The organism is Vibrio sp. 2132-1 (assembly GCF_033344315.1).
On sequence record NZ_JAWPON010000001.1, the window covers coordinates 269,338 to 293,502 of the forward strand.

The following is a 24,165-nucleotide window of genomic DNA, read 5'->3' on the forward strand; positions in this document are numbered from 1 at the left end:
AATTATGCTTAGGAGCGGTTTATGTTTGATTCGATAATTCAGGTCTTGAGTGCCTTTTGGCATCAAGATTTCACGGCGTTAATGGCGCCAGGCAGTGCAGGTTTAGTTTATTTTGTTGTTGCTGTGATTATTTTTTTGGAAAGTGGTTTTATTCCTGCTGCACCTTTCCCATGCGACAGTGTCGTCGTATTATCCGGTACGCTGGCGGCGGTTGGCGTCCTTGACCCAATTATGATCATGTTGGTGATAGCTGTTAGTGCGGGATTGGGAAGTTGGGCGGCTTATTTACAAGGCAAGTGGCTAAATCGCTTACCTAAGGTCCAAGGCTGGGTGAGTGCGGTTCCTCAAAAGCGCCTGGAACAAGTCGACGTATTACTCAGTAAACATGGATTGATTGCGCTTTTTTGTGCGCGGTTTATTCCGGTTGTTCGCTCCCTATTGCCATTAATGATGGGGTTGCGAGTGAAACGTATTAGTAAATTCCATTACTTTGCGTGGTTGAGTGCGATTTTATGGACGCTGGTATTATGCGGTTTTGGTTCATTACTTCCTTTGTTACCAGAAAATATGAGCAAAGCGATCACAATGCTATTAATGGCGGCACCAATAATTACTCTTGTGATTGGAGTGCTTAGTTTCTTGTTTGTTAAAGCACGTCGAGCGTTCTGTAAACCCAAGGATGTGTCTGAGTTTTCCCAGTAAGTTTACTTTGATTTGCACTTTTAAGCTTGTATGCAGATTAGACATCTAATCGACAGGTTTTTGTCAGTAAAAAGAAAGGCGCATACATTGCGCCTTTCTTTTTGAGTGTCGTTAGGGTTTCGAATTTAATAGCCAATGCTATATAGGTATTCGCCAACTTCTTTGCACTGAGACTTGTAGATGCTCTCTACTTCAGACTCATTCTTATCTGCTGCTTTAAATTCAAGTTCGGCAGACGATAGCTGGTCAAAGCTGTAGTCTCTCTCAGACATTAAGTAGTGTCTGAACATCGCTCTGTGTTCCGGAACTGCAATACGTGCGTTAGAAACGTTGGCACACTCTAACAGAGTGTCGTTACTCATTTCTTCTGGCTTAGTTTCTGTGTTTGCTAAGGTTGAGCCCGCTGAAAGTAGTAATGCTAGTGCGATGGTTGTAGCGATTCTTGTCATTATATGGACCTCAAATTGGTTCTAGTAACAATGAGCATATTGGCTCTTATCGTTACATTTTCGTGTTCTCTGTATGTCATAAAAAGTTAAACAACAGAGAAGGCGTTGCGACCATGAGTAAAGACGTACATTAAGTTCGCTTCCTTTCTTCCTGAGAGGCGATAAAGAGAGCGTTGACTCATGAGTCCGCCATAACTGTCTAGAGGTAAGCGAGATGCTTGTTTTGCCAACTCCAGTAGTGGTGGAGAAGAGAAAGCAATAAGTAAAAAATAATCAGGAGTAAAATCTGATGATAAAACGCCATCAGTAGCTGATGTTCGGCGACAGGAGACAAGCCCGAACAACTCGCGCTTTATATGTAGGTAGTAACTTTCTGAACCCCAAGAGCTCAGAGAAGCTGAGGTATGAAAATCAGTGTGTGCTAGCTCAAAATCGTCTTGTTGAGAGAGTTTAAGTAATCGCTCGGAAGTGTAATGTTTGGTGTGGTGCCACTCATGCGCATATGAAGCTGTGATGAGCCCTGAGAGCAGGGACAAAGAAAGCATCAATAATATATGGTGTAGATAACGCAAGAAGTAACCCTAAACATATAAAGCCACAGTTATCCACCATGATTAAGGAATCTTAGTGGAACTATGATAACGATGAAAGCCAGTGTCTGATGAACTCAGCGTATACTAACGAGATGGAAGGGGGATGAACAGAGTTTTCTGATCGCACTTAGGTATATGAGCGAATAACACAGTAATTTTCGCTTTCGAGTAAGCGAAAATGGAAAGAGAGTCGTTGCACAAGGACAATTAAGCTAACAGGATTATTACTGGGGAAGAAATAGAATCTTCTTTTTCTTCCCCATATGTTTCGCATCGATATTATGCGCTTGCGTAAATAACGCTGCCGCCTTTTATGGTGTCAATGATCTCGCGAGACAACTTCTCTGGCAAAGCAGGGCAACCCCAACTGCGTCCGAGGTATCCATTCTTCTTGATGAAGGAAGGGTTTGCGTAATCGGCACCGTGCACGACAATGTAACGCTCGCGAGCTTTGTCGTTTAATCCAGAGCTTAGCCCATCTAATCGAAGTGAATAGCCATTTGAGCCGTAGTAAGTGGTATCAGTCAAAAAAGTGCCCAATGATGTTTTTCGCGAGTTCACGACATTTGAAAACTGTGTCGCTGTTTTCTTTCCGCTGTTCACGCCGTGAGAAACATACGTATTGTAGATTAGCTTCTTTTTATCTAAATCAACCACATAAAAACGCTTTTCAGTTGATGGTTTACTATAGTCGATGATCGTTAGTACCGACTTCTTTCTATCGGGTGTCTTCTGATAAGCGATGTAAGCGTCACTGAACAACTTAAAGTCTACTATGCCATCTAGCTTGGCTTGTTTAAACACATGTTCAACTTGCTTTGGTCGTAAATGATCCCTGGGTTCGTTATCTGATTGTTTTGCAAAAGCAAAAGGTGAGACAGACAACAGCGCACATGTAAATAATAAAATTAACTTTTTCATCTTGGCTAAATAAAACTCTATGGTGTTACAAATTTACCGATTGCTTCATGCATTCGTTAAAACAACATGCACATCAATATAATTCTATTCCCAATGTTTCTTATTGCACGCTTAGGTGCTTAATATTGGGTTGACGATAAGTTTTCGAGTTAAAAACTAACTAATTGAAACTTATATAAAATATGAAGTTTAACGATGGTTTCTATAAACTTCGGCGTAAATAATATCTGATATATGTAATTAATAAAACTGTGTTTAAGGATATTTGTGAAGTTGCTAATTTATAAAAACGGCGTTTTATTTTTCGTACTTTAGAAACTCTTTTTATTTCAATGTGTTTTCTTTTTCTACGCTTTATCCAATACCTCAAAAGTTTGTGATTTAACTCGTAACAAATCGTAACGCCGAATCGTTATGTGTATAAGTGCATTTATAATGTATGAATAAACAACAGGGTGGTAAGAAAAGGCAGTAAAACAGCGGTGAATCGGTTGTTTTTAATTCACGATTGACAAAGCTAAGTCTAAGTCGTACAAAAATTGAACTTGTGAATGTATCGTTTAAGTGAGAGTGATGAGCTCGACAAAAGTGAAGTGATGCGTGCTATTGTTTATTCTCTAATTTATTCGATTACATAAGGAAGGGTACATAGTAAAAATTGAAAAAATAATTCTATCGTGTGGATTAAATATATGAATAATAAAACTTCGAAATTAAAAGAGAAGAACGCCAGATCTGAATTCATTAAATTTTTGAACATGAAAGTAAACTCTATCTATTATGTTTGGTTTGGTGGGAGAGTGCTCATCTCATTAAGAAAAGCGCTCAAATTTATTTAAGGACGGTTATGACAGCATTTAATAAAGTGTTTATTGTCTCTCCCAATGTTAATGATTTTGCAATGTTGCAAGAGTCGTCATTGGAAATGTCTCTTCAAGTAACGGCAAGCAAACCTATCCAACTCTATGGAGAGCCTGTTAAAGCCAGTTGGAAAAGTATTGATATTGAATGGTTAGACGTTAAGGGTGAAAAGCCATTACCCAGGCCTGATATTGCAGCATGGGGATCTTTTACTCTTGCTGTATCCGCTTCTATTGCGGATAAGCTCAATGTGTTAAGCGAGAATGTCGAATTTTTACCATTAAATCTACAAGGAAAGCCTTGGCGAGCATTAAACATTGTCACTCAAATTGATGCCATTGATACCTCTGCTACCGAGTATAATCTTCGTCATGGTAAGCTAAGTCGTGTTAGACCGTTTAAGAAACTCGTTTTGAATAGAGAAGCCGTTAATGAATCTGATTTGTTCAGAGTAAAAGGTGCTGGGCTCAGAACGTTTTGCACGGACAAAAAAGGTGGCTTGTACGATAGCGTCAAAGCGCTGAATTTGACCGGTTTGGATTTCAAGGAAGTGCTGGTTTAAAAACGAATAAATAGTGATTTACTCAACTAAAGTCATAGATATAGGTATGGGGGAACAAAAGCTGAGCATCTATCAATGAAGCTCATATACAGCTAAATACAGCCGCCACAGCTGTGACTGCTGTACTTCTCCCCTTAACTTATGTTCTTGAAACCCTAATTGAGCTGACCATGGACGCATCAAATCGACTGTCGTCATTTGCCGATTGCCACCACAAGCTCAATTGTTCTTTAGTCATTGGTTTGCCAAATAAATAGCCTTGCATATAGTCGCAGCGGTATGCCGATAACCATTCATGCATCATATTGTGTTCAATACCTTCTGCTGTAACCGTTTTATTTTGGGCATGGCATAGCTCAATAATAGGTTTGATCACATGTCCGTTGTTGGTGTTCATCAATGTAACGAGGAACTCTCGATCAAATTTGATTTTTTGAACCGGATACTGAACGAGCTGAGTTAACGATGTGTAACCAGAACCAAAGTCATCAATTGCAAGACGGTAGCCACGTTTTGATAGCTCATCAAGTAGGGCCGTGCCTTGTTGTTCTGCGGCAAAGGTTTCGGTTATTTCTATCTCAATACATTCTGGTTTAACACTGTGCAGTGTCGCTTGTTCATGGATGTAGTTTGCCATTTCTATCGAGTTTAGCTCTGCTGATGAAAGATTGACCGAAAGAACAATATCCTTACCGAAAATATTCCTTAATTGATGGTATTCCGCCGTTGCATTGGCGAAAACCCAGCGGTCAATTTTATCAAATAATCCGGCTTGCTCTGCAATTGGAATAAACTCCTTTGGGGGGATAGGGCCGATACCTTCGGCTTCCCAGCGCAACAAGACTTCTAACCCCTCAATTTCGTTGCTTCGATTGTTCATATAGGGTTGAAAAACAAGGTGGAATTCTTCCTCTACATTGCTTTTTCGGAGCGCACGTTCAAGCTGACTTCGTCTTTGAGACTCAATATTGAGAGCGGCTGAATAATAGGCGTATTGATTTTTCCCTGCCCGTTTTGCTTGATACATAGCCGCATCGGCACTGGAGAGTAACTTCGCGATGTCAGTACCGTCTTGAGGATATTGTGCAATACCTACGCTTGCCGTAACGGGAAATGAATTACTCCAAGATGAACTGAGATTACTAATCGGTTTTAGTAACTCTGATGCAAGCAAATCAGGCAAGCGTTTTACCTCTTGATTTGAGCTCAGCAAAATTGCAAATTCGTCACCAGATAACCTGGCGGCAAAGCAGGGGCTGTTGTAATCGTGCGAGAACTTTTGACAAGCATTCTTGATGTGTGATGAGAACACTTTTAACAAGTTATCTCCCAATTCATGCCCGTATTTATCATTCACGTATTTAAAGTTATCAAGATCGACGTAAACAACCCACAGAAACTGCGAAGGGGAGATAAGTTCACGAGTGGCAAGCTCATGAAAACGATGGCGATTGGCGAGTTGCGTCAGGTGATCCGTTTCAGCTAGGCGTTTTGTCTTTTTATAGATGACATTAAGTTCCTCATACATATCAAAAAAGCGTGCAGAGAGGCGTCCTATTTCATCGTTTGTTTCTAGCTTTTCAATATTGTCACGTTGATTAGATTCAAGTTCGTTCAGCTGCTTATCAAGGCGAGAAACAGGGCGCAACACATAGCGGTACAACACCAAAATGATTAATGTGATGGTGAAAAACGCCGCTACGCCAAAGGAGAAAGCAAGTTCTAGCCACACTTTATCGACTTTATTCCACATTAAATATTCGGCAGGAGAAAGCACGGCATAAAAGTGCGGCAGCAGCTCAATGGTTTGAGCGAGAGGAATATCAAGATAAATGGGTTTGTCGGCGAAAGTAATCACGCTGTGTGTGTCAAACTCGATGTCATGCTTAATCTCGTTAAAGGCTTCAAGTGATACGGAAACTACCACAAAAAACACATTTTTCGAGTCAAAGCTCAAAGGGTGAGTCCCCGTTCTTTTGTCGACGACCTCATATTGAAGAAGAATGCTTTGTCCACTGGAGTTATAAATAAAGCCAGTGTGACTGAAAGCCTCTCTGTCATTGAAACTTCGTGATATGTACTCTAATACCTTTGGGTCGACCACGCCCGATGATTCGTAATATTTGTTTTCTGTGTAGTAGAGAAGGTTTTGTTTGCCGTCGAGGATCGCCATGCTCGCATCGCCTTTGTAACCATGGCTTAATACTTCAGCGGTCTCGTCTAATCGATTAAACAAGACTCGCTCACGATAGGGGTTGTTATGATTAACCAAATAGTCTTGTAATACATCACTTTTACTGAGCGTATAGGCATAGCTATTAAGAAAAATATTCGCTTGTCGAAACTGCCCGGCCAGCTTTTCCATCTGCAACTGAATATAGCTGTCTTCCCGCTTGATGAGCGTCACTTTTTGAATGCTATAAATAATATAGCTAGATACTAACGCGCTTAATAAGATCACTGGCGCGACAAGCAAAATGACTCTATTGCTTAACTTCATTATGGTTCTTAGTTTCCGTTTGTGTCCCTACAAACGTCGCGTACCAGGTAAGGTACTGAACGGATGATGTGTTTTGGCAAATTGTAACCAGATTGTAAGGTGAGCGTTCTCCAAAATCAGGCAGCTATCTAAGAATTGTGATGACGTGAAAGGTTTCGAGCTTATTAACTAGAGGTTTTCTCAGTAGTTGGACGTCTCTTTTCCTTCCTCCCTGTATAAAACCTAACCGTAATGACAGGGAAATACCATCATCGAAACGTTTCGATGGTAAAGTGTGACTCAAGTGCACTTTTCCTATTCAATGACAATTGAATTACAGATCATTCTCACACCTTATCGATCTCACACTGGTCAAATTGCGATGACGAATTATTATTTCATCGAAACGTTTCGATGAGTTTTCTGTTAATAACGAAAACACTTTAAGACAGGCGCTCATGGTTGTATGAACGTGTAACCGAAAGGTCGATGAGATGAAAAAAAGTACCCTAATTAACTCAGATATTTCTTACTTGGTGGCGACGCTAGGCCACACCGACGAGATCACGATATGTGATGCTGGTCTACCAATCCCAGAGCATGTTCAGCGAATCGATTTGGCGCTAACGCATGGGGTACCAAGTTTTCTTGATACTGTTCGCGTAATTCTATCTGAGTCCCAAATCGAAGGGGTCATCATTGCGGAAGAGTTCTCTGATGCAAGCCCAGTTTTGCATGAAGCGTTGCTCAACGAACTGAGCAAAGAGAGTGAAGAGACGGGCAAATCTATTGAGGTGAGCTACGTGTCACATGAAGCGTTTAAAGCACGCACGGCCCAAAGTCGCGCTATCGTAAGAACCGGCGAATGCTCGCCATATGCGAACGTTATTTTCCAAGCGGGCGTGGTTTTTTAAGCCAGAGATATTGAGGACAGATTATGACTCAAGCCATTCTACAACTAAGCGAAATTGAGAAGGCGTTTCCGGGCGTAAAAGCACTCGACAAAGCAAGCCTGAATGTTTATCCAGGCCGTGTTATGGCGCTGATGGGTGAAAATGGAGCAGGCAAGTCAACGTTAATGAAGGTGTTGACAGGCATTTACCACATGGATGCGGGGAGCATTCAATATCAAGGTCAGCCGGCGGCCTTTAAAGGTCCACGCGATTCACAGGAAGCTGGTATTAGCATTATTCACCAAGAGCTGAACCTGATTCCTGAACTGACGATTGCCGAAAATATTTACTTGGGACGAGAGTTCACCGGCTCCTTAGGGCGTATCCAGTGGGGCAAAATGTATGACGAAGCTGACAAGCTTTTAAAACGTCTCAATGTAAAGCATTCATCAAAAACATTGCTTGGCGATTTAAGCCTTGGTGAACAACAAATGGTGGAAATTGCAAAGGCACTTTCGTTTGAGTCGAAAGTCATCATTATGGATGAGCCAACGGACGCACTGACCGATACCGAAACGGAATCACTGTTTAAAGTGATTAATGAGCTCCGCGAGCAAGGATGCGGCATCGTATACATTTCGCATCGTCTTAAAGAAATCTTTGAAATCTGTGATGATATTACAGTGCTTCGTGATGGTAAGTTTATCGGTGAGTGCAAGGTGTCCGACACTGATGAAGATGGCCTAATTGAAATGATGGTTGGCCGAAAATTAGAAGAGCAATATCCACGTATTGATGTCCAACATGGCGAAACTTGTCTTGAAGTCATTGGTTTGACTGGGTCTGGCGTTCAGGATGTGAGCTTTACTCTCAAGCGTGGTGAGATTCTTGGAATTTCTGGCTTGATGGGCGCAGGCCGCACTGAACTCATGAAAGTCATTTACGGCGCATTACCTAGTGAGCATGGTGTTATCAATCTTGATAACAAAACTATTAACCCGGTTAGCCCGCAAGATGGCTTGGCAAATGGTATCGCTTACATCTCTGAAGATCGCAAAGGCGATGGTTTGGTTTTAGGTCTTTCAGTTAAGGATAACATGTCACTTTGTTCGCTAAACCAGCTGACCAAAGGCTTCCAGATTCAACACAGCGACGAAGTGATTGCAGTGGAAGATTTTATTAAGTTATTCAACATTAAAACCCCAACGCGAGATCAAATCATCGGCAACTTATCTGGTGGTAACCAGCAAAAAGTTGCGATAGCGAAAGGGTTAATGACGAAACCTAAAGTTCTGATTCTGGATGAGCCGACACGTGGTGTTGATGTCGGAGCAAAAAAAGAGATTTATCAGCTCATCAACAAGTTTAAGGCCGAAGGCATGAGCATCATCTTGGTTTCTTCCGAGATGCCTGAAGTGCTCGGCATGAGCGACCGTATTTTAGTGATGCATGAAGGTCGTATCACCGGCGAATTTGATGCGAAAGACGCCGATCAAGAAAAATTACTCGCCTGTGCCGTAGGCAAAGAGATCAATGAGGAAGCAGCATGAGTACGAATACCATGAGCAAACCAACCGAAACTGGCAACAAGAAGTTGTTCACAAAAGAGTGGCTGATTGAGCAAAAATCACTGATAGCTTTGATCTTTCTGATCGTTGTTGTGTCATTTTTGAACCCGAACTTTTTTACGGTCGACAACATTCTCAACATTCTTCGTCAAACCTCCGTGAATGCCATTATCGCAGTGGGTATGACATTAGTTATTTTAACAGCAGGCATCGACTTAAGTGTTGGTTCGGTATTGGCATTGTGTGGTGCCTTTGCGGCAAGCATGATTGCGCTTGAGGTTCCGGTGCTGGTGGCGGTTCCAACAGCTTTAGTCGCAGGTGCAGCGTTAGGTGCGATCAGCGGTATCATTATTGCGAAGGGTAAGGTGCAGGCATTTATCGCTACGCTGGTTACCATGACGTTACTACGCGGTGTGACCATGGTGTACACCGAAGGTCGACCAATCTCGACAGGCTTTACTGACACCGCGGATGCGTTCGCATGGTTTGGTACTGGCTACGCGCTAGGCATTCCGGTTCCTGTTTGGTTAATGGTGGTTGTGTTCGCAGCGGCTTGGTATTTACTTAACCACACGCGCTTTGGTCGCTATGTTTACGCACTAGGCGGCAACGAGTCTGCGACTCGCCTATCAGGTATCAATGTAGACCGAGTGAAGATTGGTGTCTACGCCATCTGCGGTATGCTAGCAGCGCTTGCAGGTATTATCGTAACGTCTCGTCTTTCTTCGGCGCAACCTACAGCGGGTATGGGCTACGAGCTAGACGCTATCGCAGCGGTTGTTCTTGGCGGTACCAGCTTGATGGGCGGTAAAGGCCGTATCATGGGTACCTTGATTGGTGCGCTGATCATCGGTTTCTTGAACAATGCACTTAACCTACTTGATGTTTCTTCTTACTACCAAATGATTGCAAAAGCAGTGGTTATCTTGCTGGCGGTATTGGTAGACAACAAAAACAAGTAATTCATAACAATCTGTATATATAAAACAGTGAATACAAACCGAGTCAGGGGATGTGTACTGGCTCACCCTACACAAAGGACTAGAACGATGAAAAAACTTGCAACTCTTATCTCTGCTGCACTTCTTTCTTCAACCGTATCGGTAGCGGCGCAAGCTCAAGATACCATGGCGATTGTGGTTTCGACGCTAAACAACCCGTTCTTCGTAACGATGAAAGACGGTGCGGAAGCAAAAGCGAAAGAATTGGGGTACGACTTAATTGTACTGGACTCGCAAAATGACCCGAGTAAAGAACTGTCGAACATCGAGGATTTAAGTATTCGCGGCGTAAAAGCAATTCTTATCAACCCAACGGATTCTGATGCAGTGTCTAATGCAATTCGTATGGCGAACCGTTCTAAGATCCCTGTGTTGACATTAGACCGTGGTGCAAGCCGTGGTGAAGTTGTGAGTCACATCGCGTCGGACAACGTAATTGGTGGTGAAATGGCAGGCCACTACATCATGGAAAAAGTCGGCGAAAAAGCAAAAGTCATTCAACTTGAAGGTATTGCGGGCACATCGGCAGCGCGTGAGCGCGGTGAAGGCTTTATGAATGCCGTGAAGGGCAGCGATATGGATCTTCTTGCTAGCCAACCAGCTGACTTTGACCGCACGAAAGGTCTAAACGTAATGGAAAACCTGCTAGCGGCTAACCCGGATGTACAAGCGGTATTTGCACAGAATGATGAAATGGCGCTAGGTGCACTTCGCGCAGTTCAAGCTTCTGGCAAAGATGTCGTTATCGTTGGTTTTGATGGTACGGAAGACGGCATTGCAGCAGTTAACCGTGGCAAACTAGCGGCAACTATTGCTCAGCAACCAGACCTTATCGGTGCTTTAGGTGTTGAAACGGCTGACAAAGTTTTGAAAGGTGAAGAAGTAGAAGAGTACATCCCGGTACCACTAAAAGTAGTCACTAAGTAAGTTTTTAGTTCCAATAAATCATCCTAATTTTTGCTCTCTCCTCCGTTTATATCTGTCGTTTAGGAGGTGAGGGCAAACTTACCCAAAATACTGCAAAGTGTGGGGTATAGATGCCTTTGGCTTTTTGTCGAGACTCCTTTATCAGGAAGAGAAGTTAAAGTCATCTAATGTATTTTCCTAAACAGTTTTTAAAAAGGGTTCATTCAGAACCGAGGATAACCGTATGAATAAGTTAGTGGTGTTAGGTAGTGTAAACGCTGACCATGTTCTTCAAGTGCCTTCTTTCCCTCGCCCAGGCGAGACGCTGCATGGTCGCAACTATCAAGTTATCCCAGGTGGCAAAGGTGCCAACCAAGCCGTCGCGGCGGCGCGATTAAATGCAGACATCGGTTTTATCGCTTGTGTGGGCGACGACTCATTCGGCATTAACATTCGCGAAAACTTCAAAATGGACGGCATCGATATCACTGGTGTGAAGATGCAGCCAAATTGCCCGACAGGTATCGCGATGATTCAAGTGTCGGACAGTGGGGAGAACAGCATTTGCATTTCAGCTGAAGCGAACGCCAAACTGACAGCAGAAGCGATTGAGCCAGATTTAGAGCGTATTCGCCAAGCAGATTACTTGCTAATGCAATTGGAAACGCCGATGTGCGGCATTGAGAAAGCTGCGCGTGTAGCGAAAGATGCCAAAACCAATGTCATTCTGAACCCAGCGCCAGCTCATGAATTGTCAGATGAATTACTGTCTTACATTGACGTGATTACGCCAAATGAAACGGAAGCTGAAGTTCTGACAGGTATTACTGTAACAGACAACGAAAGCGCGCAAGAAGCGGCGAATGTGCTACATGGTAAAGGTATAGAAATTGTCATGATCACACTCGGTGCAAAAGGCGTTTGGCTAAGCCAAAACGGTCGAGGCGAAATCATCTCGGGTTTCCGCGTTGAAGCGACGGATACTACCGCAGCGGGCGATACATTTAATGGGGCATTCGTCACTGGTCTCCTAGAAGGTTTACCTTTAGAATCAGCGATTAAGTTTGCACATGCGGCGGCTGCAATTTCTGTGACCCGCTTTGGCGCGCAAACGTCGATTCCAACCCGCGAAGAGGTGGACACGTTTCTCGCTGAACAATAAGGCGCACAACGCCTCATTAAAATAGGAGTAGTAACATGGCGACGATGAAAGACATCGCAAAACTGGCAGGGGTTTCCACTTCAACAGTGAGCCATGTTATTAACAAGACGCGTTTTGTGAGCGAAGAGATCTCTGAACGCGTTAACAATGCCGCAAAAGAGCTTAACTACTACGCGCCCTCTGCGTTGGCGCGTAGCCTCAAAGTCAATCGTACCAAAACCATTGGTATGCTCGTGACAACCTCAACCAACCCATTCTTTGGCGAAGTCGTAAAAGGCGTCGAACGCAGCTGCTACCAAAAAGGCTACAGCCTCATTTTATGTAACACCGAGGGTGATAACGAACGTATGCGTCAATCCATTAATACGCTATTGCAAAAGCGTGTCGATGGTTTGATCTTGATGTGCTCGTCGCTAGAAGGAGAGCGTATCGATGTATTTGAGCGTTACCCAGATATCCCAGTTGTGGTAATGGACTGGGGGCCGATGCTATTTACAAGCGATAAAATCCAAGACAACTCACTTCGTGGCGGTTACTTAGCGGCGAAATACTTAATTGATTGCGGCCATACCGAAATTGGGTGCATCACTGGCCCTTTGATTAAACACCAAGCGCAAATGCGATACGAAGGTTATAAGCGAGCAATGAACGAAGCGGGCTTGGAATTTAATGCCAATTGGATCATTGAATCGGACTTCGAATGTGAGGGTGGGTATCAAGCGTTCAAAAAAATGGCTCAACGTGGCGCATTACCCAGCTCGATTTTCGTCTCTAACGATATGATGGCGATGGGTGTGATTAACGCCGCAAATGAGCTCGGTATTAAAGTGCCGGACGACCTATCCATTATTGGTTACGATGACATCCATATCGCGAAATTTATGTCGCCATCGCTAACTACCATTCATCAGCCTAAGTACCGTTTGGGGCAGGCTGCCGTTGAGACTCTTGTACGAAGACTGGACGACAAATCTAACGACGCTCAAGTCGTTCAACTGGAACCAACATTGGTTGTACGCAACAGTGTGACGAATTTCTCTTAATTAAAAACAAACGCATGGTTAACAAATTTAGTGCATATAATTTATAAAAAATGGGCTAAAAAATAAATAAGCATGCAAAACAGATGTTCGAATTTATTAACTCAACATTTGAAAAGTGTGATTTTTTGCGAGTAACTCGAAAGATTTCGTGTCGATAGTGCTTAAAAAGCTTATTATTAATAAAGCCTATAATTAGATTTATAAATTATTGAGATGAATGGAAAATCTTTATGTTAGTTAAGAGATATGCACAGTATTCAGTAAAGAGGCCGTGGTTTCACCGTTTCAATATTTCACTAGTATTAACGGTGTTTGTCGTGAGTGTTTATGAACTACTTGCGAATGAAGAGTATGTATACTTGGCTGGCGTGGTGTTTACATTTGCTTCGACTTTACTGTTCGCGTCAGCATCGACGTTCAAAAAGCGCTACCTAGGACACGAGTCCTAGTTCATTTGGAATGAATAATTGAGATAAATAGGTACTTTCAAGTAAGTAATGAATCTGATTTATGATCGAGTGCATCAAGAGGAGGACAAATGTCCTCCTTTTTGTTGGATATCACGTTCTAATATAGGCGTATTCCAAACAAAATAATAAAGGACATGTTATGGACCTCTTTGCCTTACTCGATATTAATAATACTCTCTTTAACATTCCGATCGGCGACGGCTACGCAATGAGTTGGATCGAAGCTTTCGGTACCGTTTTTGGACTGCTTTGCATTTGGTTTGCCAGCCAAGAAAAAACCATCAACTACTTATTCGGTTTGCTGAATGTCACGCTTTTTGCCGTTATCTTTTTTCAAATTCAGTTATACGGATTATTGCTTCTTCAATTGTTTTTCTTCTGTGCGAACATTTACGGCTGGTATGCGTGGACCCGTCCAAACGCACAAGGTGAAACGCTGGAAGTTCGCTGGTTAAATAAACAGAAACTTATTACTACTGCCTCTATTAGCGTTGCATGTATCGCATTATTAACGATCTATATCGACCCATTTTTCTTTGCGCTAGCAAACATTGCTGTTGATAGCTTGAATCTCTTTGGTGCTGGCTTGGCTGAACCGGTGCTTGAACCTGACGCGTTCCCGTTCTGGGATGCAACCATGACAGTACTGTCTGTTGTTGCACAAATTCTGATGACACGTAAATACGTCGAAAACTGGATTCTATGGGTTGTGATTAACATTATCAGTGTGGGTATCTACGCGACGCAAGGTGTTTACGCAATGTCTGTTCAGTACGCGATTCTTATGTTCATCGCTGCCAATGGCACGCGTGAGTGGGCTCGTAGCGCTAAGCGCAATGGCGATAAAACCTTAGCGCACGCTGCTGTGTAAGGAACGAAAAATGGCCAAACAACCTCATATCGGAGTGGATGAAACACAAATCTCTCCTCTCGTTATTGTATGCGGCGAGCCAGATCGAGCGAATCGTATCGCGGCATTATTTGATGATGCAGAAATGGTGTCGGAAAACCGCGAGTACCGTGTGTTTACCGGCAACTACAAAGGCAAGCCTGTTTCAGTGTGTAGTACAGGTATAGGTGCGCCATCGATGATCATCGCAGTGGAAGAGCTAAAACAGTGCGGTGTGACTCATGTGGTACGTGTTGGATCTGCGGGGGCAATGCAATCAGGCATTCACCTTGGCGAGTTGATCATTGCCGAAGGCGCGGTAAGAGATGAGGGCGGCTCTAAAGCGTATGTCGATTCGTCTTATCCAGCCTACGCAAGCTTTTCACTGTTAAAGGAAGTTGAGCGTTACTTGTCGATGCAAAAAGTGCATTATCATTTTGGTGTGGTGCGTTCTCACGACAGTTTCTATACCGATGACGAAGATGCAATATGCCAACATTGGAACAAGAAAGGCATCTTAGGTGCCGATATGGAAACCTCTGCGCTGTTTACGGTCGGTCGACTACGAGGCCTTCATGTGGCTTCGATATTAAACAACGTGGTGCTGTATCAACAAGATGTGAAAGAAGGTGTTGGTCAGTACGTTGATGAAGCCAAAGTAATGATGCAAGGTGAGAAGAGTGCCGCGATTACGGCATTAGAAGCCTTGGTTGCTCAGCGTTAGCCAGTCTCTATCTCAGTAAGTCACATAAACAGAATAGATGTAAAGCGACAGGTCACTGTCGCTTTTTTATTTGGAGTTACGGGGTACAATCCACCTTAAATAGTTGTCCGTAACTTTTTCTGAGAGAGCAGAAAATGAAAATCAGCCCTTATCCGACTGGTCGCTTCAAAACATACCTTGAAGAAAAGAGTGCCACCTTTCGCGATTTGATTTATCAATGCCAAATAAATTCGCGTTTCTTTGATGCTGGGGAAGCAATTCTCCGCCAAGGTGAGCAACTTCAGTACTTGTATGTTGTGCCAGTAGGTCGAGTCTCGATGAACATATTGGCCGCAAATGGACGACGTTTTCAATTAGGGGAAGCTAACTGCGACTATCATATTTATGGTGAAATGGAGTTCTTCACTCGGACTCCTTGTCAATGGAATGTGATAGCAGATGAACATATGCAGGTTGATGTTATCTGTATCCAAAAACTAACCGAAGCGCTGCAAAATTATCCCCAAATGATGGTGTTCTTCGCTTCAGCATTGGCTGAGGATTATCAAGACTCCATGGATATCTACACTAATCGTTTGTTGCATCCCATTACTTACAACATTGCCTATGATCTTCTCGTCCGTAATCAGACGGATAAGCTCCTTGGTGGCTTTGATAAAGTGAACCAAGAGGCTGAGCGGTTTGGCACTTCAGGCCGAGTCTATCGACGTGTAGTTAAGGACTTGATTGAAAAGGGATTGATTACAAAAACGGACAACGGTTTGGAGATTATTGATGAGCTGGCACTCAAAGCGTTTATTGAAGCGCATGAATGATACGCCCAGGTATTGAAACTGATGGGTTTTATAAGTCTTTGATATATCTAAGTCTTGAGTAAACGTAACTAATGTAAAGTACCTTAAATTTTGTTGAATGCATTAAAGAGTAGCGTTATATTGCGAACGCGTATGATAATAGATCTCATTAAGGCTTAACAAAATGAAAAAATTCGTCGGTGCGGCTATGCTGTCGTTATTTACTGTTTCTCCTTCTTTTGCTGCTAAAGTTGTGATTGACCACTACATGGGTCAAACAGAGCTAGAACAATCCCCAGAGCGTGTGGTTGTGATTGGCTTTGGCCCGCTAGATGCGCTGGACAACTTTGGTATCGATCCTGTTGCAGTATCTAACTCTTCTAATCTTCCTAGTTACCTTTCAAAATACAGCAAAGATAGCTACACCTCTGCGGGTAGTTTGTTTGAACCTGATTTTGAAACCATCTACATGCAAAAACCGGATTTGATTTTGGTTGGTCCGCGAGCGTCTGCGAAATATGAAGAGCTGAGTGAAATTGCCCCTACAGTTGTTTTTGCGGCGAAAGAGAACCAAGGCTATTGGGAAGGCACGCAAGCGCAATGGCGCAATATTGGTAAGATCTTCAATATCGAAGAAAAAGTAGAGCAGAAAATTGAAGCGCTAGATGCTCAATTCAAAGTAATCCGTGACTACAACCAATCGAACAAAAATGATGCATTAACGATTTTAAGCATGGGTGACAACATCAGCGCGTTTGGTGCCCAGTCGCGATTTGGCGTCATTTATAACGACTTTGGCTTCTTGGAAACGGTTGAGCACGTGAAAACGGGCACTCACGGAGATGTCATTTCTTATGAGTTTATTCGTGAAGCTAACCCGAAAAATATCCTCGTGGTTGACCGAAATTCTCTGACAGGTACGCCGGATAACGATATTCGTAAATCCATGGATAACGACTTAGTCAAAGCGACTGCGGCATATAAAAATCATAAAATCACCTATTTAGATGTGGACGCTTGGTACTTGTCGATGTCTGGTGTGACAGCAACAGAAAAAATGGTCAGTGAGATTAAGCAAACCGTTGAACTGTAATCCAAGATAGCAGAGGTTAACTTTGAAGAAGTTATTGCTAACCCTTGTGGTTTTAAGCACGGTTTCGTTATTTGTTGGGGTGGCAAACATGACACCCCAACAACTCTTTTCAGGTGATGAGAAAGCATTAGAACTTTTCTTTACCAGCCGTATACCACGTTTATTTGCCATATTGCTTGCTGGTGCTGGCTTGAGTATTGCGGGTCTTGTCATGCAGCAAATCAGCCAGAACCGATTTGCGGCACCTTCTACAACTGGTACGATCGAATGTGCCATGCTGGGCTATGTACTGAGCGTGGTTTTCTTTGGTAATGATAATCACCTTTGGCTCGTGTTCGGCATCTCGGTATTTGGGACGCTGGCGTTTGTTTTCTTTATTCAGCGCATTCAATTTAAGAGCGTGGTTTTTGTGCCACTTGTCGGGATTATTTTCGGCAATGTCATCCAATCCATGACTACGTTTATCGCTTACAAATATGATGCACTTCAAAGTCTGAATGCTTGGACAGTCGCAAACTTCGCCAACATCTTGCGTGGTGATTTTGAACTGCTGTACATCGCGGTACCAATGGTTATCCTCAGCTATCTTTTTGCCGCAAGGATCTCTGCCGTAGGTATCGGAAAAGATTTCGCGATTAACTTGGGTTTGAATTATCAGCAGGTTGTGACGATTGGCGTGCTATTGGTGTCCATCATGTCAGCAAGTGTCGTGATGATTGTTGGCCAGTTGCCATTCTTAGGGCTGATTGTACCGAATCTCGTGAGTCACTTTTATGGCGATAACCTCAAAAAGAACATTCCGCTTACGGCCATGTATGGGGCCATTTTAGTGTTGTGTTGCGATTTGGTGAGTCGTTTAATTATTTTCCCTCATGAAATGCCAATCTCTATCGTGATTAGCATATTGGGTGGCGTGGTATTCATCGCAATGTTGTTGCGAGGTAAGCAACATGCGTGATTCAACGAAAATCCTGCTGCTAGGTGGCATTGCGATTCTTTTCGCGTGTCTGTTTATTGGTATTGGGCTAACGGCTGACAACTACCAATATTTTTTGTCTCGTAGAGTTCCTAAAGTATTGGCGATAGTGCTAGCGGGTGTGGCCATTGCTCAGTCTTCACTTGTATTTCAAACCATTACGCACAACCGAATTTTAACGCCAAGTATCATGGGTTTTGATGCGCTGTATGTGTTAACCCAAATTTTGATCGTGTTGATTTTTGGTGGGTTGAGTACCTTAGTTCTTAACTTGTACGTCAATTTCGCGATTGCAGTAATTGTAATGGTGTCGTTTTCGCTACTGCTGTTTGGGTTTTACTTTTCAAAAGGCAGCAAGAACTTGATTACGTTGCTATTGGTCGGCTTGATCTTTGGTCAGCTATTTTCCAATGCGGCGTCATTCTTTTCTTTGCTGATGGACCCAAACACATATGCAATTGTTCAGTCGAAACTGTACGCCAGTTTCAATAATGTCAAAGTGAACTTGGTTTACTTTAGTGCTCCGGCTTTGATGTTTGCATGTTGGTTGTTGTTTAGGATGCATCGCACTTTAGATGTGTTTTGGCTCGACCAAGACAATGCGAAAAGTTTGGGTGTTGATGTACCTAAAGTGACGAGAAATGTGTTTATTATCTCGGCGGTTTTGATTGCTATTTCTACGGCTTTGGTAGGGCCAATCATGTTCTTTGGTTTACTAGTGACCAACTTAAGCCGGGAAATGTTCCGAAGTTACCAACATAAAACGCTATTGGTCGGATGTTCGTTTCTATCCATCAGTTCACTACTTGCTGGGCAATGGATAATCGAAAATGTGTTCAGTTTTGAGACGACGTTGAGTGTCGTAATTAACTTTATCGGCGGTGCGTATTTCTTATACCTGCTGCTGAAAAACAAAGTTGTATAAATATGATAGTAATAGACAAATTAACGAAGGCTTTCGGTTCAAACAAAGTCGTAGACGAGGCCAATACTCAGTTTGAAAAGGGCAAGGTAACATCGATTATCGGTCCAAATGGCGCGGGAAAGAGCACGCTGTTATCTATGGCCTCACGCTTAACGGAGCGAGATGGCGGTAGTGTTATCATTGATTGCAAGGAAATCGCGGAATGGGACACAAAAGAGCTAGCGAAAAAACTGGCAGTACTTCGCCAAGCTAACTCGATTACAATGCGGTTTACCGTAAAAGAGTTAGTCTCTTTTGGTCGTTTCCCATACTCTAAAGGAAATCTGACTAAAGAAGATCATGAGGTCATAGAACAAGCGATCGACTACTTAGATTTGCAAGATATTCAAGACAAATACTTGGATGAGTTAAGTGGTGGTCAGCGACAGCTTGCATTTATTGCTATGGTGATTGCACAAGATACAGACTATGTCTTTCTTGATGAACCTCTTAATAACTTAGATATCAAACACTCTCTTCAGATCATGAAAGTTGTGCAGCAGTTAGCCCATGACATGAATAAAGCCATGGTGGTCGTAATTCATGATATTAATTTCGCGGCGTGTTACTCAGATGTCATATTGGCGCTTAAGAAAGGTAAAGTTGTGGCGAGTGGTGCGGTTGAAGAGGTTATTCAAGCGTCTACGCTAGAGGACATCTATGAAACGCCATTTAACATCATAGAGTTAAACGGTAAGCGCATGTGTACTTATCATTAAGCGAGCTAGTTCGTTTTTAACGAGATCAATAGATAGGCGGGCTTACTTGGTGAGCTCGTCTATGATTGGGCATCGGCTCTCTGCATCTCCAGGACAAGAAGAAACCCAACCTTCAAGTTGCGTTTTGATCTCCATGAGGTGTGCAATTTTTTCTTCAACCTCTCTCAGTTTGTCCATGGTTCTTGCTTTTACTTCGCTACTTTTGCGGTTGGGGTTATGAGCAAGTTGTACGAACTCTTTGCATTCTTGCAACGAAAAGCCTGCGCTTTTTGCGCGTGATACCAAGTTAAGCTCTTGAATATGATTATCTGAATATTCGCGATAGCCAGAGTCGCTACGCGCTGGTGGAGATATGATCCCTTTGTCTTCATATAATCGAATCGACTTAGATGAAAGCCCTGTGAGCTTCGCGACAGCACCAATATTCATGTTTAACCTCCATAACGTTTAAGGCGAGTATATACCGATGTTGTGGATAAGACACTCCTAAATAACAGTCAGTTACCTAGAGTCCCCTTACTCTTTAATCACTTCATGTGGTGGCACACCAAATGCCTTTTTGAAGGCATAAGTGAAGTTAGAAGGGTGGTGGTATCCGGCTTCATAGGCGGCTTCTGTTATCGTTACTAGGCCACGTTCCAAATGTTGCCTAGCAATCTCAAGACGTCGAAAACGAATGTAGCCGTTTATGGTCATATTAAGTGATTGTTTAAATCGGCGCTGCAGGTTTGAAACACTCATTGAGAATTGGCTCGCCAACTTTTCCAAGCGTAGTTCTTGATCAAGGTGAGTTTCAATATAGCTGACAATATCCTCAATCCGACCATCAATGTGTCGTTCAATACTGCTGTTTTTAGCACTGAAATTCTTAGGAATTTGCTTGGTGGCTTGATGTAATATTTGATAGATCAAGCTTTCGACTTCTAGCTTCTCTTGGAACTCTTGCGGTGTTTCTCTATTTGTTAACGTTTCAGCCAGTTCGCATAGCGTCTGGTTAAGCTCCAACTGTTGAAACGCCTGATGAGAGTTAAAAAAGGCTCGATGGCTACAATTTTGCTCAAGGCGGGCCTCTAGCCATTGGGGCTTAACCAATATGTTGATCTTATTAATGAGGTTATCTTTGAGCAGTGAACGACGAAAATTTGCAGGTTTGAGTAAGTTCACCACTACACCCTTAGGGCCGTCGCTCGCGTCTAAATCAAATTGCAAATCGTCGTAGCCAAACGAGAGTCTACCTTCTAAAAGAATAGTGACCAGCAGTGAGGCGTGTGCAGTAGAAACAATATTCGAATCAATAAGTTCTAGACAACGCCCGCCATGAACAAAAATTTGATCATTGTACTGATATGATAGGAACTTACCTTCGGCCAGTTGAGTTTGACAAGGTTGGCCTTGCGTGACAATCCATTGTTTCTCTGTCGCCTTTAGTCTTTGGGTTAAAGCTATCTTGGCAATTTTAGTTCGTTTTGTTGTAACTTCCTGCATTTGACACTTCCTCATAACACTTGTGCGATTTCGCATAACCAAATCGCCTTTGTATTTATAAAACTCATGCTTATTATACCTGAGAATTATTATCATTAATATTTAGGAATGAAGTTATGGAAAGCCCTGCTTGTTCACCTATCAAGCTTTCAAGCCTTTGCCTTGCAGTGGGAATGGCGCTATCAACCCCTGTTTTAGCTCAAGATACTGAGTCACATTTTGAAGAGGTCGTTGTATGGGGAACGAAAGTTTCCAGCAACACTGAGTCGATGTTTGCGGACGACATGTCACTGAAGCAAGCGGATCATATGTCTGATTTACTGCGCGATATTCCCGGTGTAGATGTTGGTGGAACACACTCTGTGAATCAACGTATTACGATTCGTGGTTTGAGCGAAACCGATTTGGACATTCGTCTTGACGGTGCTTCTCAGCATGCGAGCATGTTCCATCATATTGGTAACTTGACGTTGAACCCTGACATTCTCAAATCTGCGGACATTCAGGTAGGTAATAACTCTGTGACTCAAAACGGGTTAGGCGGTTCGGTCTACTTTGAAACGAAAGACGCTCGTGACTTACTTCGTTACGATGAAAAGTTTGGGGCGCGTGTTTATGGCGGCTATGCATCCAACGACAACCAACAAGGTTCGTTGACACTGTACGGACTTTTGTCCGAAAACATTGATGCGATGGTCTATGGCCATTACGTTACGCGTGATGATTTTGAAGATGGTGATGGCAATAAAACCTATGGTGCTGCAGGTGATGTTTACAACATTCTGGCTAAGCTGGGGTATGAACTAAATGACATCCATCGTTTTGAGCTCTCTTATGACATGTACCGAGACAGTGGAGATTACAGTCCGCGTCCTGATATGTCTGGTAGTGCAAATAATAGCCTGTCGAGCAAGTTACTTATCCCTACGGATTATGACCGCGATACCGTTACTTTGAGTTACGAGTTGCGAGGCGAACAACACCAAGGAAACGTCACTCTTTATAATACCGAGACAGAAATTAAACGTGACGAAACGGTGATGGCCCCTCGTTGGCCCTCGAACCGTTTATCAAAGAACACCGCCAAAAACCAAAACTTTGGTTTGAATGGCAAATTCCAGTCAGATGTTATGTTAGGTGAGTTTGATAATCGAGTCACTTATGGCTTCGACTACATGGATAAAACGTCTTCGAGTTACTACGGTAGTCGTAAGTTTATGGACGAATCGGCGATTTCAACCGCACTGTTTGTAGAAGATCAGTTCTTCTTCTCTGATGCCTTCTTTATTACCGCAGGTATGCGCTTTGATGATTACAAACGCAAAGCTGAGACAGGAACCAGTAATTATGATGATGTGACTTGGGCTCTAGCAGCAGAATGGGCGGTGACTCAAGATTGGACGTTGTTTGCGAGTGCACGCTCTCTATTTAAAGGTCCAGAGCTAATGGAAACCTTTATTGCTTACCAAGACGTTGCATTTTTAGAGGATGGGCTAAAGCCAGAAACGGGATTGAACACGCAGGGTGGTGTTCGTTTTGATAAAACCTTTGATAAGCATTTCTTTGGGGCGAATATTACGGTATTCCAAACGGAAATTGATGATTACATTGCAGACCAGTACCAAAACGCGACTCAAACTTACCTGATTTACAACTTAGGTGATGTTGAGATTAAAGGCTTTGAGGCAAGTGCTTCTTATGGTTACGACAAGTTTAACAGCAAACTTTCTTACTCTAAGTCGGACACCAAAAACAAGAATACTGGTGGTCCTGTTGCTGCGGGCAATGGGCGTAGCATTGATATGGGTGATAGCATTGCTCTAACTTTGGATTACCAGTCAGACGCTTTAGAAACGATCTTCGGGTGGAACTCAATGTTTGTTCTAGAGGAAGACAACGTCTTTGATGGTCAGCCAAAGAAAGCAAGTTATGATGTGCATAATCTATACGCTCAATGGGTGCCGTCTGATATTGATGGACTGTCGGTGACCTTTGGTATTGATAATGTATTTGACGAGTTGTACAGCTCTCATGCGTCTCGTTCGGGTACTGCACGTGGCTTCACGCTTGATGACTACGAGCCGGGTCGCAACTTCAAGCTCTCTGCAGCTTATCAATTCTAACAAGGTTCTTCATAGGACGTTTCAAAGTAACGAGTAAGTTCATGATTAAAGAAAGCACCCGAATAGATAGCGAACACGCTGACAAATACTTAGTGACGCTTTGTCGGCATTTTGGACGAAAAGTTCCTGCTACTTGGAATGAAAATAGCGGTTTGGTGACATTTCCGACGGGAAAAGCTGAGTTTAACCTTTGTGCATCTAGCTTAACTATAACCTGTGAGGCGGATTCAGAAGAGAAACTGAATACGGTTAAGGCGATCATTTCATCGCATGTGGACATGTTTTCTCGTCGAGAAACATTAGCACTTAGCTGGGTTCGTTAGCGCTCGTTTAGGGATGCTGTGATAGAAATGGAATATTAAAAGCAAAAGCCCGCAATCTTATGATTTGCGGGCTTTTATTGTTTGAATGCTATTGCGCTTTCTCAGGCTCTAGGCTTTTTTTTTCCTGCTGCATTTTTGCTAGGAAGTAGATGTTAACGCAAGCAATAAAACCGTTAGTTAGTACTACAGGCCAAGAATCAATCATTAGTCCGTAAGCAGTAAATAGCGCACAACCAATAAAGTTAAGGATACGAAGCTTAACAATATCTTTCATAGTTAGCGAAATAGCGACCATGATTGAAGCTGCATAACCTAAAATCTCAACCATATTCATGTCCATTTTTTGACCCTCTTAAAATCTGCCGAATTTTGTCGGTACCAATTCTTCTCATCTTGAGATTAATGAGGAAGCTCCATGCCTCGAATGGTCTTTTTGTGTTGTATGGACGCACTATATCAATGGAA

Annotated in this window: 25 protein-coding genes; 18 read left to right on the forward strand and 7 right to left on the reverse strand. The window is 42.9% G+C overall.

Going from position 1 to position 24,165, the window contains the following annotated elements:
* Window positions 1-21 precede the first annotated feature (21 nt).
* On the forward strand, window positions 22-702 hold the full coding sequence (locus R8N47_RS01110; protein ID WP_047101379.1) for a DedA family protein: 681 nt from the start codon (window positions 22-24) through the stop codon (window positions 700-702).
* Between the two features lie 125 nt (window positions 703-827).
* Here the strand turns inward: R8N47_RS01110 and R8N47_RS01115 are convergent, their stop codons facing one another.
* From R8N47_RS01115 to R8N47_RS01125, 3 genes are all read right to left on the reverse strand, one after another.
* Window positions 828-1,151 carry a hypothetical protein gene (locus tag R8N47_RS01115; protein WP_064354711.1) on the reverse strand — a complete coding sequence of 108 codons (324 nt, stop codon included), beginning with the start codon at window positions 1,149-1,151 and terminating at the stop codon, window positions 828-830.
* Between the two features lie 86 nt (window positions 1,152-1,237).
* Window positions 1,238-1,696 carry a hypothetical protein gene (locus R8N47_RS01120; RefSeq protein WP_005373156.1) on the reverse strand — a complete coding sequence of 153 codons (459 nt, stop codon included), beginning with the start codon at window positions 1,694-1,696 and terminating at the stop codon, window positions 1,238-1,240.
* 327 nt (window positions 1,697-2,023) lie between these two features.
* The gene (locus R8N47_RS01125) at window positions 2,024-2,665 is read right to left on the reverse strand and encodes a murein L,D-transpeptidase catalytic domain family protein (protein ID WP_005373154.1); all 642 of its coding nucleotides are present in this window, start codon (window positions 2,663-2,665) and stop codon (window positions 2,024-2,026) included.
* 847 nt (window positions 2,666-3,512) lie between these two features.
* Here R8N47_RS01125 and R8N47_RS01130 point away from each other — a divergent pair.
* Window positions 3,513-4,088, forward strand: coding sequence for an imm11 family protein (locus R8N47_RS01130; RefSeq protein WP_064354712.1), 576 nt, complete (start codon window positions 3,513-3,515; stop codon window positions 4,086-4,088).
* Window positions 4,089-4,227: 139 nt separating this feature from the next.
* On the opposite strand, the gene R8N47_RS01135 is transcribed toward R8N47_RS01130, so the two are convergent.
* Window positions 4,228-6,588, reverse strand: a complete 2,361-nt coding sequence (locus R8N47_RS01135) for an EAL domain-containing protein (RefSeq protein ID WP_053307610.1) — start codon at window positions 6,586-6,588, stop codon at window positions 4,228-4,230.
* A 473-nt stretch (window positions 6,589-7,061) separates the two neighbouring features.
* Between R8N47_RS01135 and rbsD the strand changes: the two genes are divergently transcribed.
* The 14 genes from rbsD (at window position 7,062) to vctC (ending at window position 19,769) form a co-directional block, all read left to right on the forward strand.
* On the forward strand, window positions 7,062-7,481 hold the full coding sequence (gene rbsD / locus R8N47_RS01140; RefSeq protein ID WP_005382620.1) for a D-ribose pyranase: 420 nt from the start codon (window positions 7,062-7,064) through the stop codon (window positions 7,479-7,481).
* 23 nt (window positions 7,482-7,504) lie between these two features.
* Window positions 7,505-9,010 carry a ribose ABC transporter ATP-binding protein RbsA gene (gene rbsA, locus R8N47_RS01145; protein WP_017820312.1) on the forward strand — a complete coding sequence of 502 codons (1,506 nt, stop codon included), beginning with the start codon at window positions 7,505-7,507 and terminating at the stop codon, window positions 9,008-9,010.
* The gene (rbsC, locus tag R8N47_RS01150; RefSeq protein ID WP_005382618.1) at window positions 9,007-9,990 is read left to right on the forward strand and encodes a ribose ABC transporter permease; all 984 of its coding nucleotides are present in this window, start codon (window positions 9,007-9,009) and stop codon (window positions 9,988-9,990) included. The genes rbsA and rbsC overlap by 4 nt, the downstream gene beginning before the upstream one ends.
* A gap of 87 nt (window positions 9,991-10,077) precedes the next feature.
* Complete coding sequence (gene rbsB, locus R8N47_RS01155) at window positions 10,078-10,956, forward strand: ribose ABC transporter substrate-binding protein RbsB (RefSeq protein ID WP_005373143.1); 879 nt, start codon at window positions 10,078-10,080, stop codon at window positions 10,954-10,956.
* A 223-nt stretch (window positions 10,957-11,179) separates the two neighbouring features.
* Window positions 11,180-12,097 carry a ribokinase gene (rbsK, locus tag R8N47_RS01160; protein ID WP_064354713.1) on the forward strand — a complete coding sequence of 306 codons (918 nt, stop codon included), beginning with the start codon at window positions 11,180-11,182 and terminating at the stop codon, window positions 12,095-12,097.
* A 35-nt stretch (window positions 12,098-12,132) separates the two neighbouring features.
* Complete coding sequence (locus tag R8N47_RS01165) at window positions 12,133-13,140, forward strand: substrate-binding domain-containing protein (RefSeq protein WP_064354714.1); 1,008 nt, start codon at window positions 12,133-12,135, stop codon at window positions 13,138-13,140.
* Window positions 13,141-13,370: 230 nt separating this feature from the next.
* Window positions 13,371-13,589 carry a hypothetical protein gene (locus R8N47_RS01170; protein ID WP_005499106.1) on the forward strand — a complete coding sequence of 73 codons (219 nt, stop codon included), beginning with the start codon at window positions 13,371-13,373 and terminating at the stop codon, window positions 13,587-13,589.
* Window positions 13,590-13,749: 160 nt separating this feature from the next.
* Window positions 13,750-14,481 carry a nicotinamide riboside transporter PnuC gene (gene pnuC / locus R8N47_RS01175; protein ID WP_104976157.1) on the forward strand — a complete coding sequence of 244 codons (732 nt, stop codon included), beginning with the start codon at window positions 13,750-13,752 and terminating at the stop codon, window positions 14,479-14,481.
* A gap of 10 nt (window positions 14,482-14,491) precedes the next feature.
* Window positions 14,492-15,223, forward strand: coding sequence for a nucleoside phosphorylase (locus R8N47_RS01180; protein ID WP_064354716.1), 732 nt, complete (start codon window positions 14,492-14,494; stop codon window positions 15,221-15,223).
* Between the two features lie 134 nt (window positions 15,224-15,357).
* Window positions 15,358-16,038 (forward strand): Crp/Fnr family transcriptional regulator, encoded by a 681-nt coding sequence (locus R8N47_RS01185; RefSeq protein WP_064354717.1) that lies wholly within the window; start codon window positions 15,358-15,360, stop codon window positions 16,036-16,038.
* Window positions 16,039-16,201: 163 nt separating this feature from the next.
* A complete protein-coding gene (locus tag R8N47_RS01190; protein ID WP_064354718.1) occupies window positions 16,202-17,110 on the forward strand; it encodes a siderophore ABC transporter substrate-binding protein in 909 nt (302 codons plus the stop codon).
* 22 nt (window positions 17,111-17,132) lie between these two features.
* Window positions 17,133-18,068, forward strand: a complete 936-nt coding sequence (gene vctD, locus R8N47_RS01195; protein ID WP_017820306.1) for an iron chelate uptake ABC transporter permease subunit VctD — start codon at window positions 17,133-17,135, stop codon at window positions 18,066-18,068.
* Entirely contained in the window at window positions 18,061-19,011 is a 951-nt protein-coding gene (gene vctG, locus R8N47_RS01200) for an iron chelate uptake ABC transporter permease subunit VctG (RefSeq protein WP_005376631.1), read from the forward strand. The genes vctD and vctG overlap by 8 nt, the downstream gene beginning before the upstream one ends.
* Window positions 19,012-19,013: 2 nt before the next feature.
* Complete coding sequence (gene vctC, locus R8N47_RS01205) at window positions 19,014-19,769, forward strand: iron chelate ABC transporter ATP-binding protein VctC (RefSeq protein WP_017635379.1); 756 nt, start codon at window positions 19,014-19,016, stop codon at window positions 19,767-19,769.
* A 42-nt stretch (window positions 19,770-19,811) separates the two neighbouring features.
* On the opposite strand, the gene cueR is transcribed toward vctC, so the two are convergent.
* Complete coding sequence (cueR, locus tag R8N47_RS01210) at window positions 19,812-20,198, reverse strand: Cu(I)-responsive transcriptional regulator (RefSeq protein ID WP_005376627.1); 387 nt, start codon at window positions 20,196-20,198, stop codon at window positions 19,812-19,814.
* Between the two features lie 87 nt (window positions 20,199-20,285).
* Window positions 20,286-21,254 carry a helix-turn-helix domain-containing protein gene (locus tag R8N47_RS01215; RefSeq protein ID WP_064354719.1) on the reverse strand — a complete coding sequence of 323 codons (969 nt, stop codon included), beginning with the start codon at window positions 21,252-21,254 and terminating at the stop codon, window positions 20,286-20,288.
* A gap of 116 nt (window positions 21,255-21,370) precedes the next feature.
* Here R8N47_RS01215 and R8N47_RS01220 point away from each other — a divergent pair, with 116 nt between their 5' ends.
* Window positions 21,371-23,377, forward strand: a complete 2,007-nt coding sequence (locus tag R8N47_RS01220) for a TonB-dependent siderophore receptor (RefSeq protein ID WP_064354720.1) — start codon at window positions 21,371-21,373, stop codon at window positions 23,375-23,377.
* 41 nt (window positions 23,378-23,418) lie between these two features.
* Window positions 23,419-23,700 carry a DUF2218 domain-containing protein gene (locus R8N47_RS01225; protein WP_005376622.1) on the forward strand — a complete coding sequence of 94 codons (282 nt, stop codon included), beginning with the start codon at window positions 23,419-23,421 and terminating at the stop codon, window positions 23,698-23,700.
* A gap of 88 nt (window positions 23,701-23,788) precedes the next feature.
* Here the strand turns inward: R8N47_RS01225 and R8N47_RS01230 are convergent, their stop codons facing one another.
* The gene (locus tag R8N47_RS01230; protein WP_005376619.1) at window positions 23,789-24,040 is read right to left on the reverse strand and encodes a YgjV family protein; all 252 of its coding nucleotides are present in this window, start codon (window positions 24,038-24,040) and stop codon (window positions 23,789-23,791) included.
* Window positions 24,041-24,165: the final 125 nt, after the last annotated feature.

What these genes read in the sequence shown, in the direction of transcription:
- R8N47_RS01135 (WP_053307610.1), bottom strand. Translation starts at nt 6,588, where the DNA reads ATGAAGTTAAGCAATAGAGTCATTTTGCTTGTCGCGCCAGTGATCTTA.
- R8N47_RS01115 (WP_064354711.1), bottom strand. Translation starts at nt 1,151, where the DNA reads ATGACAAGAATCGCTACAACCATCGCACTAGCATTACTACTTTCAGCG.
- R8N47_RS01180 (WP_064354716.1), top strand. Translation starts at nt 14,492, where the DNA reads ATGGCCAAACAACCTCATATCGGAGTGGATGAAACACAAATCTCTCCT.
- R8N47_RS01190 (WP_064354718.1), top strand. Translation starts at nt 16,202, where the DNA reads ATGAAAAAATTCGTCGGTGCGGCTATGCTGTCGTTATTTACTGTTTCT.
- R8N47_RS01185 (WP_064354717.1), top strand. Translation starts at nt 15,358, where the DNA reads ATGAAAATCAGCCCTTATCCGACTGGTCGCTTCAAAACATACCTTGAA.
- R8N47_RS01110 (WP_047101379.1), top strand. Translation starts at nt 22, where the DNA reads ATGTTTGATTCGATAATTCAGGTCTTGAGTGCCTTTTGGCATCAAGAT.
- R8N47_RS01220 (WP_064354720.1), top strand. Translation starts at nt 21,371, where the DNA reads ATGGAAAGCCCTGCTTGTTCACCTATCAAGCTTTCAAGCCTTTGCCTT.
- R8N47_RS01215 (WP_064354719.1), bottom strand. Translation starts at nt 21,254, where the DNA reads ATGCAGGAAGTTACAACAAAACGAACTAAAATTGCCAAGATAGCTTTA.
- rbsD (WP_005382620.1), top strand. Translation starts at nt 7,062, where the DNA reads ATGAAAAAAAGTACCCTAATTAACTCAGATATTTCTTACTTGGTGGCG.
- R8N47_RS01170 (WP_005499106.1), top strand. Translation starts at nt 13,371, where the DNA reads ATGTTAGTTAAGAGATATGCACAGTATTCAGTAAAGAGGCCGTGGTTT.
- rbsB (WP_005373143.1), top strand. Translation starts at nt 10,078, where the DNA reads ATGAAAAAACTTGCAACTCTTATCTCTGCTGCACTTCTTTCTTCAACC.
- R8N47_RS01120 (WP_005373156.1), bottom strand. Translation starts at nt 1,696, where the DNA reads ATGCTTTCTTTGTCCCTGCTCTCAGGGCTCATCACAGCTTCATATGCG.
- cueR (WP_005376627.1), bottom strand. Translation starts at nt 20,198, where the DNA reads ATGAATATTGGTGCTGTCGCGAAGCTCACAGGGCTTTCATCTAAGTCG.
- rbsK (WP_064354713.1), top strand. Translation starts at nt 11,180, where the DNA reads ATGAATAAGTTAGTGGTGTTAGGTAGTGTAAACGCTGACCATGTTCTT.
- R8N47_RS01125 (WP_005373154.1), bottom strand. Translation starts at nt 2,665, where the DNA reads ATGAAAAAGTTAATTTTATTATTTACATGTGCGCTGTTGTCTGTCTCA.
- rbsA (WP_017820312.1), top strand. Translation starts at nt 7,505, where the DNA reads ATGACTCAAGCCATTCTACAACTAAGCGAAATTGAGAAGGCGTTTCCG.
- vctG (WP_005376631.1), top strand. Translation starts at nt 18,061, where the DNA reads ATGCGTGATTCAACGAAAATCCTGCTGCTAGGTGGCATTGCGATTCTT.
- R8N47_RS01130 (WP_064354712.1), top strand. Translation starts at nt 3,513, where the DNA reads ATGACAGCATTTAATAAAGTGTTTATTGTCTCTCCCAATGTTAATGAT.
- R8N47_RS01230 (WP_005376619.1), bottom strand. Translation starts at nt 24,040, where the DNA reads ATGGACATGAATATGGTTGAGATTTTAGGTTATGCAGCTTCAATCATG.
- pnuC (WP_104976157.1), top strand. Translation starts at nt 13,750, where the DNA reads ATGGACCTCTTTGCCTTACTCGATATTAATAATACTCTCTTTAACATT.
- R8N47_RS01225 (WP_005376622.1), top strand. Translation starts at nt 23,419, where the DNA reads ATGATTAAAGAAAGCACCCGAATAGATAGCGAACACGCTGACAAATAC.
- rbsC (WP_005382618.1), top strand. Translation starts at nt 9,007, where the DNA reads ATGAGTACGAATACCATGAGCAAACCAACCGAAACTGGCAACAAGAAG.
- R8N47_RS01165 (WP_064354714.1), top strand. Translation starts at nt 12,133, where the DNA reads ATGGCGACGATGAAAGACATCGCAAAACTGGCAGGGGTTTCCACTTCA.
- vctC (WP_017635379.1), top strand. Translation starts at nt 19,014, where the DNA reads ATGATAGTAATAGACAAATTAACGAAGGCTTTCGGTTCAAACAAAGTC.